Genomic DNA, 14,745 nt, shown 5'->3' with positions numbered 1-14,745 from the left:
CGCGGTGCCGATGCCGCCCCTGCGGCGGTGCGACAACGGAGGTGATGGCACAATGGCCGCTTTTCCAGTCCCCGCCCACCATGGCTGATTCCAGCACCCCCGCCGAGATCTGGCGCCCGCACGTCACCGTCGCCTGCGTGGTGGCCGACGGCGAGCGCTACCTGATGGTCGAGGAAGCGGTTCATGGCCAGCTGGCCTGGAACCAGCCGGCCGGCCACCTGGAAGACGGCGAAACTTTTGCCGATGCAGCCCTGCGCGAGACGCTGGAGGAAACCGGCTGGACGGTCGAGCTGCAGCACCTGATCGGCGTGCACCAGTGGCGCAGCACCGAGCACGGCGACGCCGTGATCCGCTTCAGCTTCGCCGCCCGCGCAGTGAGCCACGACCCGCAGCGTCCGCTGGACGCCGATATTCGCCGCGCCACATGGCTGACCCGCGCCGAAATCGCCGCGCTGGGCGAGCGCCTGCGCAGCCCGATGATCCTGCACAGCATCGACCTGTGGCTGGCTGGCCGGCGGCTGCCGCTGGATGCCCTGGGTCATCTGCCGGAAGGCGGCGCGCCATGAAGGTGATGCTGGGCATCTCCGGCGGCGTCGACTCCTCGGTCGCCGCGCTGCTGCTGCAGCAGGCCGGCTACGAGGTCGAAGGCCTGTTCATGCAGAACTGGGAGGAGGACGACCGCGCTGGCCCCTGCACCGCCGACGCCGACCGCAAGGATGCCGTGGCCGTATGCGGCCGGCTCGGCATCCCGTTCCACGCGCGCAACTTCGCCGCCGAATACTGGGACGGCGTGTTCGCGCATTTCCTCGCCGAATACCGCGCCGGGCGCACGCCGAACCCCGACGTGCTGTGCAACCGCGAGATCAAATTCAAGACCTTCCTCGACGAGGCCCGCACGCTCGGCGCCGAGAAGATCGCCACCGGCCACTACGCCCGCATCGACTGCAAGGACGGCCACTACCGGCTGCTGCGCGCGGTGGACGCGGCCAAGGACCAGAGCTACTTCCTGCACGCGCTGGGCCAGCAGCAACTGGCCGCCACGCTGTTCCCGCTGGGCGGGATCGAGAAGTCGCGCGTGCGCGAGATCGCCCGTGCGGCGACGCTGCCGACCCACGCGAAGAAGGACTCCACCGGCATCTGCTTCATCGGCGAGCGCGATTTCCGCGGCTTCCTGGCGCAGTACATCCCGGCTTGCCCGGGCGAGATGCGCACCCCCGACGGCGAGCTGATCGGCGAACACCAGGGCGCGATGTACTACACCCTGGGCCAGCGCAACGGACTGGGCATCGGCGGCCGCCACGGGGCCAGCGGCGAAGCCTGGTACGTGGTCGGCAAGGACGTGACGGCCAACGTGCTGTACGTCGCCCAGGGCGGCGAGAACCACTGGCTGTACTCGCGCCGGCTGCGCTCGGAGCCGCCCAGCTGGATCGCCGGCGCCGCGCCCGCCACCCGCTTCCGCTGCACCGCGCGCACCCGCTATCGCCAGGCCGACCAGGCCTGCGCGGTCGTCGTGACCGACGACGGACTTGAGGTACGCTTCGACGAACCCCAGCGCGCTGTCACTCCCGGGCAGTCGGTGGTCCTCTACGATGGCGAGGTCTGCCTCGGCGGCGCGGTGATCGCCGCCACCGACGCGCCTTACGGCGGCCTGCTGCCCGCATCCACCCCCTTCCCCATGTCCCCCGCAGGAGAACCGCAAGCTCGTGTTTGAAACTTTTTCCATGACCGAAGAACGCGTGCTCGCCCTCGCCGGCCTGTTCCAGGCCTGCGCGCTCGCCCAGCAGCTGGCCAACGAGGGGCGCTGCGACGAGGCCGCGATGGAAGCCAGCGTGGCCAGCGTATTCCGCATCGACGCACCTTCGGTGGTCGGCGTGTACGGCAACATCTCGAACGTGCGACTGGGCCTGCGCACCCTGATCGGACAGCTGGACGAAAGCACTCCGGACATGTCAGTGACGCGCATGACGGTGACCGTGATGCGGCTGGAGCGCAGCCTGTCGGCGCGCGCGGATCTGCTGGAGAAACTGCAGCAAGGGATCGTCGCCGCACAGCGGCAGGTCGAGCATTTCGGGCAGGGCTCCAGCCAGGTCAGCAGCCGGCTGGCCGAAGTCTATGCGTCCACCCTGTCGATCCTGAAGCCGCGCGTGATGGTCAGCGGCAACCCGCAGCAGTTGCAGCAAACCGCTGTGGTGGAAAAGGTGCGCACCAACCTGCTCGCCGCGGTGCGCTCGGCAGTGCTGTGGCGGCAACTCGGCGGGCGCCAGTGGCAGCTGCTGCTGTACCGGCGCCAATGCAGCATGCTGGCCCGCGGCCTGCTGACCGGGGCCACGCTGGACAACCGCTGACGACAGCCTTTCCGCTCCACGAAAAAGCAAACGGCGGGCTGATGCCCGCCGTTTTCCTTCCCTGGGTGGAACTCCCTTGCGATAGACCGTCCGTCACTCAACCCGTGCAGGCAGCATGCCGCCCGCACATGTCACCGGCATGGCATCAGAATGACACTTCGCCGAACACGCCGATCTCGTTGGTCTTGGTGTTCTGCACGTGCGGCGGCACCGGAGTGGCAACCGACTTGTCGGCTTTCTCGTGCTTCCACACACCGGCCAGCTTGAAGCCCTTGGTCACCTGGAATTCGACGCCAGCGTTGTAGTAGACATCCTTGTTGGCGCTGTCCAGCGTCTTGCTGAGCTTGGCGTTGTCGTAGCGGGCAAACAGGTTCACGCCATCGGCCACGGCCACGCTGCCCCAGAGCGAGTAGCCATCGGCTTTGTCTGTCGTCGTGGTGAGTACGTTGTTCCAGTTCTTCGCCGTGAAGTACTCGGCGCCGAGGCGGAACGCATCGCTGGCATAGGCCAGCATGAAATCGCCACGCTGGGCGGTATTCGGTGCGTTGATGTTCTCGGTCTCCTGGCCGCGATGGCCGCTGTAGCCACCCACCGCCACGATCATGTTGTCGAACGGCACGAAGCCAACGCGGCCCTCGAAATCCACGCCCTTGCTGCGGCCCGGGTTCTTGTAGCCGTTGCCGTTGACGACCGAGACCGCGTAGTTGAGCGACTTGCTGGCGCCGATGTCGCCGCCCAGGTGCAGGCCCCAGTCGGCCGAGTTGCCGTACTTCAGGCGGTCGGTCAGGGTGTTCTCGACGTAGCGGAAGCCGTAGTACTTCTCGGCAAACGGGATCCACGGCATGTCGGCCGAACCGATGCGGAACACCGCGGCCTGGTCGAACTTGCCCTGTACATAGGCTTTCTTGACGAACAGATTGGTCTGACCGTCGTTGCTGACATAGTTGAAATCGGTGGTCAGGTTGGCCGACCAGATATCGTTGAACTTGTGGTCGACGCCGAGGTAGAAGCGCTTCACATCCAGACCGAAGCCGGACTTGTCGCTCTTGCCCTTGTCGCTGTTCTTGTCGTCGATGCTGGTGAAGTCGAAGAACATCTTGCCCGACAGCGTGGTGTTGTTGATCGCCTTCTCCAGCGCGGCCAGCTTCTTGTCGCCGGTCGCCGTCACATTGGTGGCCTTCTCCACCGCCTGGCCGGTGCTGACGTTAATCTCGGACTGGGCGTCGGTGCGCTGTTCCAGTTCGTCCACCTTGGCCTGCAGCGCGGCCAGTTGCGCCTTCAGCTGCTCGACTTCGCTGCTGCTGGCCGGGGCCGTCCTGCTCTGCGCCGGTGCCGCGGCAGCGGCAACGCTGGTCAGGCCAAGGCCGGCGGCAATCGCCACCACAATCAATTTGGAACGCATGTGATTCTCCGCAAGTGGGTGGAAAGCATCTCGATCGCCCCGTCGATCCGATGGCTGGCTAGCGATTGGTTAACAATTCTGCCGGGGGATTTTTACGGTTGGGTGCAGATTTGATGACACATTGAAGACAACGCCACGGCGCCGCCGGAAAGTGTCGCATCCCGCGCCGCATGGCGCGGCTGATATGCTTCGCCGATGGATATTCTCAGCAGCAGCAACAGCACCGCACCGCGTATGGCCGAGCGGTTTCGCGGCTTCCTGCCGGTGGTGGTCGACGTGGAAACCGGCGGCTTCGATGCCGAGCACGACGCCCTGCTGGAGATCGCCGCGGTGCCGCTGGCCATGGACGAAGGCGGCTACCTGCAGCTGCAGCCCACCGTCTCCACGCACGTGGAGCCGTTCCCCGGCGCCAACCTTGACCCGCGTTCGCTGGAGATCACCGGCATCGACCCGGACAACCCGCTGCGCGGCGCGCTGGCCGAGCGCCAGGCGCTGGACCACATCTTTCACGTGGTGCGCGAAGCGGTGCGCCGGACCGGCTGCCAGCGGGCGATCCTGGTCGGCCACAACGCCGCGTTCGACCTGGGCTTCCTGAACCAGGCGGTGCGTCGCTGCGGCCACAAGCGCAACCCGTTCCACCCGTTCAGCTGCTTCGATACGGTCAGCCTCGGCGGGCTCGCCTACGGCCAGACCGTGCTGAGCAAGGCGGTGCTGGCCGCCGGCCACGCCTTCGACAGCCGCGAGGCACATTCGGCGGTGTACGACGCCGAGCGCACCGCCGAACTGTTCTGCAGCGTGATCAACCGCTGGCGTCAGCTGGAGCTGTTCGAGCAGGCCCACAGCGGGCTCGTCGACGCGGCCTGAGCGCTGCCTCGAGGCGGCAGCGCCCGCCGGCTTCCGCATCCGGACGCGACCGGGCGGCAGCCCGGCCCGCCCGGCACGACGCAGCCATGTGACAGTTTGTCATACGCCTGCAACATTCATTTCATCCAATGGCAACACGAAAAGCCTGAAATGGCGAGGTCGCATCCGACTTCCCTCCAAGGAGCTACCGTGTTGACCATCAACAAATCCCCGCTTCGCTTCGCCGCCGTCGCCACGCTTGCCGTGGCCTCGACCTTCGGTGCAGCCGCGCACGCCACCGACATCACCGGCGCCGGCTCCAGTTTCGTCTACCCGGTCATGTCCAAGTGGTCGGCGGCGTACGCCGAGAAAACCGGCAACCACCTGAACTACCAGTCGGTCGGCTCCGGTGCCGGCATCGCGCAGATCAAGGAGGGCACCATCGACTTCGGCGCCTCCGACGCGCCGATGAAGGCCGAGGACCTGCAGAAGTTCGGCCTGGGTCAGTTCCCGGTCGTGGTCGGCGGCATCGTGCCGGTGGTCAACATCACCGGCGTGCGGGCGGACCAGATCAAGCTGGACGGCGCCACCCTCGCCGACATCTTCCTGGGCAAGATCACCAACTGGAACGACCCGAAGATCGCCGCGCTGAACGCCGGCCTCAGCCTGCCGGCCGGCAAGATCACCGTCGTGCATCGCTCGGACGGTTCGGGCACCTCGTTCAACTTCACCAACTACCTGTCCAAGGTCAACCCGGAATGGGCCAGCAAGGTGAAGTTCGGCACCGCCGTGGAATGGCCGACCGGCGTGGGCGGCAAGGGCAACGAGGGCGTCTCGCAGTACGTGCGCCAGATCAAGGGCTCGATCGGCTACGTCGAATACGCCTACGCGGTGAAGAACAAGCTCGCCTGGATCGACCTGAAGAATGCCAGCGGCAACTTCATGAAGCCGACCGCCGATGCCTTCGCCGCCGCCGCCGCCACGGCCGACTGGGCCAGCGCCAAGGACTTCAACCTGATCATGACCAACGCGCCGGGCGAGCAGGCGTGGCCGATCACCGCCACCACCTGGGTGATCATGTACAAGTCGCCGAAGAACGCCGGCAACAGCAAGGTCGCCTTCGACTTCTTCAAGACCGCGCTGGAGCACGGCCAGCAAGCCGCCATCGAACTGGATTACGTGCCGCTGCCGGCCTCGCTGGTCAGCCAGATCGAAGCGTACTGGGCGTCCGAGTTCAAGCATTGATGCAGTAAAAGGAAATCCCCCGCCGATCCTGTCGGCGGGGGATTTCGAGTTTCCACCCGCACCACGGGATCCTCATGCCAGCGACCGACACGGCCCTCCCGGCCAGCGACATCCTGGAACAGCGCAGCCGCCGCGACGCGCGCCACGAGCGTCTGTTCCGCTGGCTGCTGAAGGGTTGCGCGCTGATCGTGCTGGCCTCCCTGCTGGGCGCCGCCGGGGCCACGCTGTGGGGCGGCCGCGACGCCTTCGGCACGTTCGGCTGGCACTTCCTGGTCAGCGCGGAGTGGGACCCCGGCAACGACGTCTACGGCGCCATGGTGCCGGTCTACGGCACGGTGATCACCTCGTTCATCGCCCTGCTGATTGCGGTGCCGATCAGCTTCGGCATCGCCGTCTATCTTTCCGAAGTCGCGCCGGCCTGGTTGCGCACGCCGGTCGCCTCGGCGATCGAACTGCTGGCCGGCATCCCCTCGATCATCTACGGCATGTGGGGCTTGTTCATCTTCGCCCCGCTCTTCGCCGATCACATCAAGCCGTGGCTGACCAGCAACCTCGGCAACAAGCCCGACGACGGCAAGCTGTCGTGGGTGGCCGAACACGTGCCGTTCGTCGGCAAGCTGTTCGGCAGCGACTACCCGTTCGGCGCCAGCATCCTGGTCGCCGGCATCGTGCTGGCGATCATGATCATCCCGTTCATCTCCTCGGTGATGCGCGAGGTGTTCCAGACCGTGCCGACCCGGCTGAAGGAGTCGGCCTATGCGCTGGGCTCCAGCACCTGGGAGGTGTCGTGGGACATCGTGCTGCCGTATACCCGCTCGGCGGTGATCGGCGGCATCTTCCTCGGCCTCGGCCGCGCGCTGGGCGAAACCATGGCGGTGACCTTCGTGCTGGGCAACGCGATGCACCTGTCGGCCTCGCTGCTCGATCCCGGCGCCTCGATCGCCTCGACCATCGCGAACCAGTTCAGCGAGGCGGTCGGCCTGCAGAAATCCGCGCTGATGGCACTGGCCTTCCTGCTGTTCGTGGTCACCTTCATCGTGCTGCTGATCGCGCGGCTGATGCTGCGCCGGCTGGCCAGCAAGGAGGGCCGCTGATGAGCGCGCTGTACCTGCGCCGGCGCCTCACCAACGCACTGGCGATGACGCTGAGCATGCTGGCCACCCTGGTCGGCCTGGCCTTTCTGGCCTGGATCCTGTGGGAGACCCTGCGCCAGGGCATCGGTGCGCTGGACCTGAAGCTGTTCACCAAGGTCACCGCCTACGGCGAGGACGGCGGCCTGCTGAACTCGATGGTCGGCAGCCTGATCATCAACTTCATCGGCATCGGCATCGCCACCCCGATCGGCGTGCTGGCCGGCACCTGGCTGGCCGAATACGCCGACCGCACGCGGCTGGGCGAATCGATCCGCTTCCTCAACGACATCCTGCTGTCGGCGCCGTCGATCGTGATGGGCCTTTTCGTCTACACCATCATCGTGCTGCCGAGTACCGCCCTCACCCACGGTTCGACCACGTTCTCCGGTTTCGCCGGCGGCGTGGCGCTGGCGCTGATCGCGCTGCCGGTGATCGTGCGCACCACCGACGAAATGCTGCGGCTGGTGCCGTCCACGCTGCGCGAGGCGGCGCTGTCGCTGGGCGTGCCGCAGTGGAAGCTGACCCTGCAGATCCTGATCCGCGCCGCGCGCTCTGGCATCATCACCGGCGTGCTGCTCGCGCTGGCGCGGATCAGCGGCGAGACCGCGCCGCTGCTGTTCACCGCGTTCGGCAACAACTACATGGCGTTCAACCCGATGGACAAGATGTCCAGCCTGCCGCAAATCATCTACCAGTACGCCAACGACCCGGGCGACGCGATGCATGCCCTGGCCTGGGCCGGCGCATTCGTGGTCACCATGTTCGTACTGCTGCTCAGCCTGGCCTCGCGCCTGATCCTTTCCCGCAACAAGGTGTCCCATGACTGATTCCGCGCTCGCCACGAACCCGACGCCGGGGGCGGCAGCAGCGGCGGTAGCCGTCGCGCCCAAGCTCGTCGTGCGCGACCTGCATTTCTACTACGACGGCTTCCAGGCGCTGAAAGGCATCAGCATGGACATCCCGGAAAAGCAGGTCACCGCGATCATCGGTCCGTCCGGCTGCGGCAAGTCGACCCTCTTGCGCATCTTCAACCGCATCTACGCGATCTACCCGAAGCTGGAGGCGAAAGGCTCGATCGAACTGGACGGCGACAACATTCTGGATCCCGGCTATTCGCTGAACCGCCTGCGCAGCAAGGTCGGCATGGTGTTCCAGAAGCCGGTACCGTTCCCGATGACGATCTTCGAGAACGTCGCCTACGGCATCCGCCACCACGAGAAGCTGTCGAAGGCGGACATGGAAGGCCGCGTGGAGCAGGCCCTGCGCAGCGCCGCGCTGTGGGACGAGGTGAAGGACAAGCTCAGGCAGAACGCGCTCGGCCTGTCTGGCGGCCAGCAGCAGCGCCTGTGCATCGCCCGCGCGATCGCGCTGCGGCCGGAAGTGCTGCTGCTGGACGAACCGACCTCGGCGCTCGACCCGATCGCCACCAGTCGCATCGAGCAATTGGTGGAAGAGCTGAAAAGCCAGTTCACCATCGTCATCGTTACCCACAACATGCAGCAGGCGGCGCGCGTCTCCGACCTCACCGCCTTCATGTACCTGGGCGAGCTGATCGAGTTCGACCAGACCGAAAGGATCTTCACCAAGCCGGGCAAGAAGCAGACCGAGGATTACATCACCGGGCGCTTCGGCTGATCACACAGGACCCCACCATGAACACCGGCACCGACCACATCATCAAGAGTTACGACAGCGAGCTGGCCCGGCTCACCGGCGAGATCGTGCGCATGGGCGAGCTGTCGGTGACGCAGCTGGAAGCGGCCATCGACGTGCTCGAACGCCGCGACGAGCGCGCCGCCCAGCGCGTGGTCGGCAACGACGACGCGATCGACCAGCTGGAGCAGGAAATCGGCCACGACGTGGTGCGCCTGCTGGCGCTGCGCGCGCCGATGGCCAGCGACCTGCGCAACGTGTATGCCGCGCTGCGCATCGCCTCGGACATCGAGCGCATCGGCGACTATGCCGCCAACGTGGCGAAACGCTCGATCCCGCTGTCGATGGTGGCGCCGGTGGCGCCGGTCGGCGGCCTGCACCAGCTGGCCACGCTCGCCGCCGGCGAAGTGCGCGAGGTGCTGGCGGCCTACCGCGACCGCGACGCCGAGCGCGCCTACCAGGTGTGGAAGGACGACGTGGTACTGGACGAAGCCTATACCGGCTACTTCCGCCAGCTGCTCACCTACATGATGGAAGACCCGCGCAACATCACACCGTGCACCCACCTCTTGTTCATGGCCAAGAACATCGAGCGCATCGGCGACCACGCCACCAACATCGCCGAGAACGTGTGGTTCCAGGTCACCGGCGAGCCGCTGGACAAGCAGCGCAGCAAGCGCGACCTCACCTCCAGTCCGGAAACCACCAAGCTCGGCGAATGACCCGCCCGGCCGACACGGAAACCTGTCGGCTGGGGGCCGGCGCCTAGGCGGCGGTGAGCTTGAGGCCGACGATGCCTGTCAGGATCAGCGCCACGCACAGCAGCCGTGGCCAGGTGGCCGGATCGCCGAACAGCACGATGCCCAGCGCCACCGCACCGACCGCACCGATGCCGGTCCAGATCGCATACGCGGTGCCGATCGGCAGCGTTTTCACCGCCAGCGCCAGCAACACGATGCTGACCGCCATCGCCGCCAGCGTGCCGGCGCTGGGCCACAGCCGGGTAAAACCTTCGGTGTACTTGAGGCCGATGGCCCAGACCACTTCGAACAAGCCGGCCAGCAGCAGATAGATCCACGCCATGATGACGCTCCCCGGTGTACTGCAGGGCCGTCCCCGCGATGGAAAAGCGCGCGGGGTCGTCCCCGCGCCGGCGAGCAGTTACGACCGCTCGCGCGTCTCGCGGCGACGCTGGATGCCGCGCACGATGCCGTAGCTGCCGATCAGCAGCCAGGCCACCTGCATGATGAACGCCGCCAAGTTGAAATTGCCGAAGCCCAGCGACAGCATCACGCCGACCGCACCCAGCACGTTCATCAGCTGATAGACCGGCCCGCTGCCTTGCAGCTTGCGCTCCTGCAGCAGGAAGAACGCCAGCAGCACCAGCGCCACGCCGAGGTAACCGGCCCAGTCGTACCAGAAGAAGCTCATCGCTTCGCGCTCCGCTGGCGCAAGGCCTCGAACAGCACCACGCCGGTGGCGACCGAGACGTTGAGGCTTTCCATCGTGCCCGGCATCGGGATCTTCGCCACGAAATCGCAGAGCTCGCGGGTGAGCCGGCGGATGCCCTCGCCTTCGCTGCCCAGCACCAGCGCCACCGGTCCGTTGAAGTCGACGCCGTAGACGGTGGTGTCAGTGTCGCCGGCCAGGCCGGTGATCCACACGCCGGCATCCTTCAGCTCGCGCAGCGTGCGCGCCAGGTTGGTCACCGCGATCAGCGGCACCCGGTCGGCACCGCCGGCCGAGGCGCGGCGCACCACCGGAGTCAGCCCGACCGCACGGTCCTTCGGCACGATCACTGCGGTGACTTTCGCCGCCGCCGCGCTGCGCAGGCAGGCGCCGAGGTTGTGCGGATCGGTGAGGCCGTCGAGCACCAGCACCAGGGTGTCGCTGCCGTCGCGCTCCAGCAGAGCAGCCAGGTCGCTCTCATGCGCCGCCGGCGCCGCCTCGAAACGCGCCACCACGCCCTGGTGGCGCGCCTCGCCGGCCAGCTTGTCCAGCTCGTCGCGCGGGCGATGCTGCACCGGAATCTTCAGTTTCTTCGCGCGCTCCGCCAGATCCAGCACGCGGGCGTTGCGCTGGCCGTGCTCAACCAGCACTTCGCGCACGCGTTCGGCGTCGTTGCTCAACGCACCTTCGACCGGGTTGATCCCGACGATCCAGCTCTCGCTCATGGCTTGCCTTTCGGTTTCGGTTTGCGGCCGCCGTGTTTCTTCGGCGCCGGCGACGTAGCCGCCGGGGCCGGTCCGCGCCTGGCCGAGCCCTCCTTGCGCGGGCGGCGGTCGGACGACGACTCGACCCTGCGACCCTGATGCTGGCCTCCGGCATGCTGGCGCGCTGCCGCCGGCTGTGCGCGCGGTGGCGGATTATCGCTCACCGCCGCCTTGCGCGGGGCCGGCGCCGGTGCGGCGACCTCGACCTCCTTGCGGCCGAATGCGCGGCCGATCGCCTTGGCGGCGCGGCCAAACATGCCCGGCGCCTTGGTCGTGGCGGCAGCCTTCTTCGGCAGCGAATACCGTTCGCCCGCGGCAGCATAGTCATACGCCTTGCCGCTACCCGTCGGGGCCGGGGCCGACGTGCGCGGCGAGACCAGCCGGAAGTCGATCTTGCGATCCTCCAGGCTGGCGCGCAGCACCTGGATGCGCACGTGGTCGCCGAGGCGGAACTGCGCGCCGGTGCGCTCGCCCTTGAGCAGTTTACGGGTGGCGTCGAAGTGGTAGTAGTCGTTCATCAGCTGGCTGATGTGCACCAGACCGGACACCTTCGACTCGTCCAGCTCCACGAACAGGCCGAACGAGGTGACGCCGGTGACCACACCGTCGAACTCGCTGCCGATGTGCTTTTCCATCCACGCGCACTTGAAGCGCTCGTCCACGTCGCGCTCGGCTTCCTCGGCACGGCGCTCGCGCTGCGAGCAGTGGACCGCCATCGCCGCCATCTCGGCGGGCGTGTAAGCGTAGTCGGCGGGCTTGCGGCCGGTCAGTGCGTGGCGGATCGCACGATGCACCAGCAAGTCCGGATAGCGGCGGATCGGCGAAGTGAAATGCGCGTATGCCTGCAGCGACAGGCCGAAGTGGCCGCGGTTGTCGGGCTGGTAGGCGGCCATGCTCTGCGAACGCAGCAACACGCTCTGGATCAGTTCGCGCTCGGGGCGGTCGTGCACCATGCGCAGGATCTCGGAGAAATCCCCCGGCGTCACCTCGTCCACCGGCGGCATGCGCAGCTTGAACTCGCGCAGGAACTGCTGCAGGTCCTCGTACTTCTCCGCCGGCGGCGGCTCGTGCGCGCGGAACAGCGCGGGAATTTTCTTCTTCTCCAGGAACAGCGCCGCCTGCACGTTGGCGGCGATCATGCATTCCTCGATCAGCTTGTGCGCGTCGTTGCGCTCGGTGGCGCCCATCGACTCGACACCGCCGGTCTGGTCGAGGCGGAACTTCACCTCCGGCGTCTCGAAGTCGATCGCGCCGCGGCGCCTGCGCTGGCCGGCCATCGCCTTGTACAGCGCGTGCAGGTGCTCCAGCTGCGGCAGCACGTCGGCCACCTCGTGGCGCGCATCCTGCTCGCGCAGGCCCACCGCCTGCCACACCTTGTCGTAGGTCAGCCGCGCATGCGACAGCATCACCGCGTCGTAGAACCTCGACTTGACGACGCTGCCTTCGGCGTCGACCTGCATGTCGCAGACCATGCACAGCCGCTCGACCTTCGGGTTCAGCGAGCAGATGCCGTTGGACAGCGTCTCCGGCAGCATGGGCACCACGAAGCCGGGGAAATAGGTCGAGGTGCTGCGCTCGAACGCCTCGCGATCCAGCGCGTTGCCGACCTGCACGTAATGCGAGACGTCGGCGATCGCCACGATCAGACGCCAGCCGCCGCCACGCCGCGGCTCGGCATACACCGCGTCGTCGAAGTCGCGCGCGTCGGCGCCGTCGATCGTCACCAGCGGCAGCTTGCGCAGGTCGGTGCGGCCCTCGCGCTCGGCGGCGGTCACCGTCGATTCCACCTGTGCCGCGTCGCGCAGCACCTCGGCCGGCCAGTCGTGCGGCAGGTCGTGGCTGGCGATCGCCATCTCCACCACCAGCGACGGCTGCAGGCGTTCGCCCAGCACCGCGCGGATCTCGCCGATCGGACCGCGCTGCAGGGTCGGCGGGTCGGTGATTTCGGCCACCACGATCTGGCCGGAACGCGCGCCCAGCTCGCGGCCGGGCTTGATCATCACGTCCTGGTTCAGGCGGCGGTCGTCGGGCGTCACCAGGGTCACGCCGTCGTCGATCACCACCCGGCCCACCAGCCGCGGCGACCGGCGCTGCAGCACTTCGGCGATCGCGCCCTGCCGGCGTCCGCGGCGATCGATGCCGACCACGCTGGCCAGCACGCGGTCGCCGTGCATCACCGCGCGCATCTGCTGCGGCGACAGGTACAGGTCGTCGCCGCCCTCGTCCGGGCGCAGGAAGCCGTAGCCCTCGGCATTGGCCAGCACCACGCCGGCGATCAGGTCGAGTTTCTGCGTCGGCGCGTAGCCGCCGCGCCGGCCCAGCAGCAGCTGGCCGTCGCGCACCATCGCGGCAAGCCGCTTGCGCAGCGCCTCGAGGTCGGTTTCATCGTGGATATCGAGCGCCTCGGCGATGCGCGCCTCGGTCAGCAGTTCGCCGCGTTCTTCAAGCAGGGCGAGGATCGCCTCGCGGCTGGGAATCGGGCGCGCATAACGCTGCGCCTCGCGATCGGCATGGGGATCGCGCACGGCGCCTGCGGCAGCCTTGTTGCGCTTGTCGGGTGCAGCGGCGGCTCGCGGCGCCCGCTTGGCGGGCTTCTTTGCGGAACGCGAGTCCTGGGAATTGCCGGAATGGGGGGGAGTTTTTCTGGTCACTCAAGGTCCTTGTGATGTTTGCGCCGCGGAGAATGCCACGTCGCAGTGAATGGATGTGAAAAAGTGTTGACAAGCCGCCGGCAGATGCCTAAATTACGCGGCTCACGCAGCTCACCGAGCGACGTGACACCTGCCCAGGTGGCGGAATTGGTAGACGCACTAGCTTCAGGTGCTAGCGGGGGCAACTCCGTGGAGGTTCGAGTCCTCTCCTGGGCACCAATTGTAAACGAAGGCCGCCTCTCCAGGCGGCTTTCGTCTTTTCAGGGTTCAGGAAAAGATGAAAACAACGCGTCGATCTTCTCGACGCCAGTCGATGATCGGCGCGCTACTTGCGCACGCAAGCACGTTTAGTCCGCGCGGGTCGCCTCGCGGACGCGGCGTATCAACCTGGTCACGTGCGGATCGGGCTTGCCTGAGGCGCTCCATACCGCATACACGTCGTTGGGACATTTTCTGACGGTCTGCCGAGTCTCGATATCCTTGACGTGCGTAGGGCCGAGACAGGAGCTGGGCACGATCGCCACCCCATGGCCGGCTGCGACCCAGCGTACTACCTCCTCTATCTCTTCCATGTGCGCCACGCTGCGATAAGGCGGCGGCGGCTGATCGAGGCAACGCTGATACCAGCGGGCGATGAGGTAGTCGCATTCCTCATAGGTCACGAACGCACTTTCGTCCCACGGTGCCGGCGTGCGCGAGCGGACATGGCCCCGCGCGCGGATCATCACGTATTCCTCGCGATGGACTACCCGATAGGCAAGCCCGGCCATGACCGGCTTGAAATGGACGAAGCCCAGGTTCACCGCGCCTCCCAGCAGGCGATGAAAGACGTCGATGGCCACAGGAAAACTGAGCTCGACTTGCACGCCCCCAGCGGCGAGCGCCAGCAGATGTGGCACCAGGATGTTGCGCCCGAACACGCTGACCGCCGCGATACGCAACCGCGGTGCGTCCGGCTGCGCCTGCTGGAGTTCGGCCCGCAGCTGACGGTACTCGGAGAAATGCCTGTCGCAGAAATCGCGCATGCGCCGCCCGGCCAGCGTCAGCACCAGGCGTCGGCCCTGGCGCTCAAACAGGGCAACCCCGAGCGACTGCTCCAACTGTCCCAGCTGATAACTCAGCGTGGATTGACTGAGATGCAACGCCATCGCGGCGGCCGACATGGTCTGCGCCTGGCAAATGGCGTGGAATACCCGCAGATAGCGGTCGTCCATCGCTGCCTCCAATCGAATTTTTCGAAATCAATGTAACAAATATTGA

15 protein-coding genes and 1 tRNA gene are annotated in these 14,745 nt (G+C 66.9%); 10 read left to right on the top strand and 6 right to left on the bottom strand.

All coding sequences use genetic code 11. The annotated features are described in order from the left end of the window. Nucleotides 1–80 precede the first annotated feature (80 nt). Genes RHOOR92_RS0110060 through hflD form a run of 3 tightly spaced genes read left to right on the top strand, consistent with a single transcriptional unit; the run spans nt 81 to nt 2,345 of the window. The gene (locus RHOOR92_RS0110060; protein WP_037115253.1) at nt 81–566 is read left to right on the top strand and encodes an NUDIX hydrolase; all 486 of its coding nucleotides are present in this window, start codon (nt 81–83) and stop codon (nt 564–566) included. Further along, nucleotides 563–1,711, top strand: a complete 1,149-nt coding sequence (mnmA, locus tag RHOOR92_RS0110055) for a tRNA 2-thiouridine(34) synthase MnmA (RefSeq protein ID WP_027483970.1) — start codon at nt 563–565, stop codon at nt 1,709–1,711. The genes RHOOR92_RS0110060 and mnmA overlap by 4 nt, the downstream gene beginning before the upstream one ends. A 10-nt stretch (nt 1,712–1,721) precedes the next feature. Continuing rightward, a complete protein-coding gene (gene hflD, locus RHOOR92_RS0110050) occupies nt 1,722–2,345 on the top strand; it encodes a high frequency lysogenization protein HflD (protein ID WP_007508597.1) in 624 nt (207 codons plus the stop codon). 145 nt (nt 2,346–2,490) lie between these two features. On the opposite strand, the gene RHOOR92_RS0110045 is transcribed toward hflD, so the two are convergent. Next, on the bottom strand, nt 2,491–3,747 hold the full coding sequence (locus tag RHOOR92_RS0110045; RefSeq protein ID WP_007508599.1) for a porin: 1,257 nt from the start codon (nt 3,745–3,747) through the stop codon (nt 2,491–2,493). Nucleotides 3,748–3,942: 195 nt separating this feature from the next. Here RHOOR92_RS0110045 and rnt point away from each other — a divergent pair, with 195 nt between their 5' ends. The 6 genes from rnt (at nt 3,943) to phoU (ending at nt 9,343) form a co-directional block, all read left to right on the top strand. Next, nucleotides 3,943–4,611 carry a ribonuclease T gene (rnt, locus tag RHOOR92_RS0110040; RefSeq protein WP_007508602.1) on the top strand — a complete coding sequence of 223 codons (669 nt, stop codon included), beginning with the start codon at nt 3,943–3,945 and terminating at the stop codon, nt 4,609–4,611. A 192-nt stretch (nt 4,612–4,803) separates the two neighbouring features. After that, nucleotides 4,804–5,835 (top strand): phosphate ABC transporter substrate-binding protein PstS, encoded by a 1,032-nt coding sequence (gene pstS / locus RHOOR92_RS0110035; protein ID WP_007508603.1) that lies wholly within the window; start codon nt 4,804–4,806, stop codon nt 5,833–5,835. 74 nt (nt 5,836–5,909) lie between these two features. Beyond that, nucleotides 5,910–6,929: a phosphate ABC transporter permease subunit PstC gene (gene pstC, locus RHOOR92_RS0110030; RefSeq protein ID WP_007508604.1), complete on the top strand. Its 1,020-nt coding sequence runs from the start codon at nt 5,910–5,912 to the stop codon at nt 6,927–6,929. Next, nucleotides 6,929–7,795 carry a phosphate ABC transporter permease PstA gene (gene pstA / locus RHOOR92_RS0110025; protein ID WP_007508606.1) on the top strand — a complete coding sequence of 289 codons (867 nt, stop codon included), beginning with the start codon at nt 6,929–6,931 and terminating at the stop codon, nt 7,793–7,795. Before pstC ends, pstA begins: the two co-directional genes overlap by 1 nt. Then, nucleotides 7,788–8,603 (top strand): phosphate ABC transporter ATP-binding protein PstB, encoded by an 816-nt coding sequence (gene pstB / locus RHOOR92_RS0110020; RefSeq protein WP_007508609.1) that lies wholly within the window; start codon nt 7,788–7,790, stop codon nt 8,601–8,603. The genes pstA and pstB overlap by 8 nt, the downstream gene beginning before the upstream one ends. Before the next feature lie 17 nt (nt 8,604–8,620). Further along, complete coding sequence (gene phoU / locus RHOOR92_RS0110015; protein WP_007508611.1) at nt 8,621–9,343, top strand: phosphate signaling complex protein PhoU; 723 nt, start codon at nt 8,621–8,623, stop codon at nt 9,341–9,343. A 43-nt stretch (nt 9,344–9,386) separates the two neighbouring features. Here phoU and sugE read toward each other — a convergent pair whose 3' ends face one another. The 4 genes from sugE to rnr all read right to left on the bottom strand — a co-directional run bounded on the left by sugE (nt 9,387) and on the right by rnr (nt 13,359). Then, entirely contained in the window at nt 9,387–9,704 is a 318-nt protein-coding gene (gene sugE / locus RHOOR92_RS0110010) for a quaternary ammonium compound efflux SMR transporter SugE (RefSeq protein WP_007508613.1), read from the bottom strand. Nucleotides 9,705–9,782: 78 nt separating this feature from the next. After that, complete coding sequence (locus tag RHOOR92_RS0110005) at nt 9,783–10,052, bottom strand: hypothetical protein (RefSeq protein WP_007508616.1); 270 nt, start codon at nt 10,050–10,052, stop codon at nt 9,783–9,785. After that, complete coding sequence (gene rlmB, locus RHOOR92_RS0110000) at nt 10,049–10,795, bottom strand: 23S rRNA (guanosine(2251)-2'-O)-methyltransferase RlmB (RefSeq protein WP_007508618.1); 747 nt, start codon at nt 10,793–10,795, stop codon at nt 10,049–10,051. Before rlmB ends, RHOOR92_RS0110005 begins: the two co-directional genes overlap by 4 nt. After that, nucleotides 10,792–13,359 carry a ribonuclease R gene (rnr, locus tag RHOOR92_RS0109995; protein WP_007508620.1) on the bottom strand — a complete coding sequence of 856 codons (2,568 nt, stop codon included), beginning with the start codon at nt 13,357–13,359 and terminating at the stop codon, nt 10,792–10,794. The genes rlmB and rnr overlap by 4 nt, the downstream gene beginning before the upstream one ends. Nucleotides 13,360–13,617: 258 nt before the next feature. Between rnr and RHOOR92_RS0109990 the strand changes: the two genes are divergently transcribed. Continuing rightward, nucleotides 13,618–13,704, top strand: a tRNA-Leu gene (locus tag RHOOR92_RS0109990). 128 nt (nt 13,705–13,832) lie between these two features. Here RHOOR92_RS0109990 and RHOOR92_RS0109985 read toward each other — a convergent pair. Continuing rightward, nucleotides 13,833–14,699 carry a LysR family transcriptional regulator gene (locus RHOOR92_RS0109985; protein ID WP_007508622.1) on the bottom strand — a complete coding sequence of 289 codons (867 nt, stop codon included), beginning with the start codon at nt 14,697–14,699 and terminating at the stop codon, nt 13,833–13,835. Nucleotides 14,700–14,745 lie beyond the last annotated feature (46 nt).

The sequence above is a fragment of the Rhodanobacter sp. OR92 genome, assembly GCF_000427545.1.
Lineage (GTDB): Bacteria > Pseudomonadota > Gammaproteobacteria > Xanthomonadales > Rhodanobacteraceae > Rhodanobacter > Rhodanobacter denitrificans.
Note: the sequence above shows the minus strand (reverse complement) of the source record. Positions and strands in the feature narration are given on the sequence as shown.

Excerpts from the sequence above, each read along its gene's own strand:
- RHOOR92_RS0110060 (WP_037115253.1), top strand. The coding sequence starts at position 81 with ATGGCTGATTCCAGCACCCCCGCCGAGATCTGGCGCCCGCACGTCACC.
- mnmA (WP_027483970.1), top strand. The coding sequence starts at position 563 with ATGAAGGTGATGCTGGGCATCTCCGGCGGCGTCGACTCCTCGGTCGCC.
- hflD (WP_007508597.1), top strand. The coding sequence starts at position 1,722 with ATGACCGAAGAACGCGTGCTCGCCCTCGCCGGCCTGTTCCAGGCCTGC.
- RHOOR92_RS0110045 (WP_007508599.1), bottom strand. The coding sequence starts at position 3,747 with ATGCGTTCCAAATTGATTGTGGTGGCGATTGCCGCCGGCCTTGGCCTG.
- rnt (WP_007508602.1), top strand. The coding sequence starts at position 3,943 with ATGGATATTCTCAGCAGCAGCAACAGCACCGCACCGCGTATGGCCGAG.
- pstC (WP_007508604.1), top strand. The coding sequence starts at position 5,910 with ATGCCAGCGACCGACACGGCCCTCCCGGCCAGCGACATCCTGGAACAG.
- pstA (WP_007508606.1), top strand. The coding sequence starts at position 6,929 with ATGAGCGCGCTGTACCTGCGCCGGCGCCTCACCAACGCACTGGCGATG.
- pstB (WP_007508609.1), top strand. The coding sequence starts at position 7,788 with ATGACTGATTCCGCGCTCGCCACGAACCCGACGCCGGGGGCGGCAGCA.
- phoU (WP_007508611.1), top strand. The coding sequence starts at position 8,621 with ATGAACACCGGCACCGACCACATCATCAAGAGTTACGACAGCGAGCTG.
- sugE (WP_007508613.1), bottom strand. The coding sequence starts at position 9,704 with ATGGCGTGGATCTATCTGCTGCTGGCCGGCTTGTTCGAAGTGGTCTGG.
- RHOOR92_RS0110005 (WP_007508616.1), bottom strand. The coding sequence starts at position 10,052 with ATGAGCTTCTTCTGGTACGACTGGGCCGGTTACCTCGGCGTGGCGCTG.
- rlmB (WP_007508618.1), bottom strand. The coding sequence starts at position 10,795 with ATGAGCGAGAGCTGGATCGTCGGGATCAACCCGGTCGAAGGTGCGTTG.
- RHOOR92_RS0109985 (WP_007508622.1), bottom strand. The coding sequence starts at position 14,699 with ATGGACGACCGCTATCTGCGGGTATTCCACGCCATTTGCCAGGCGCAG.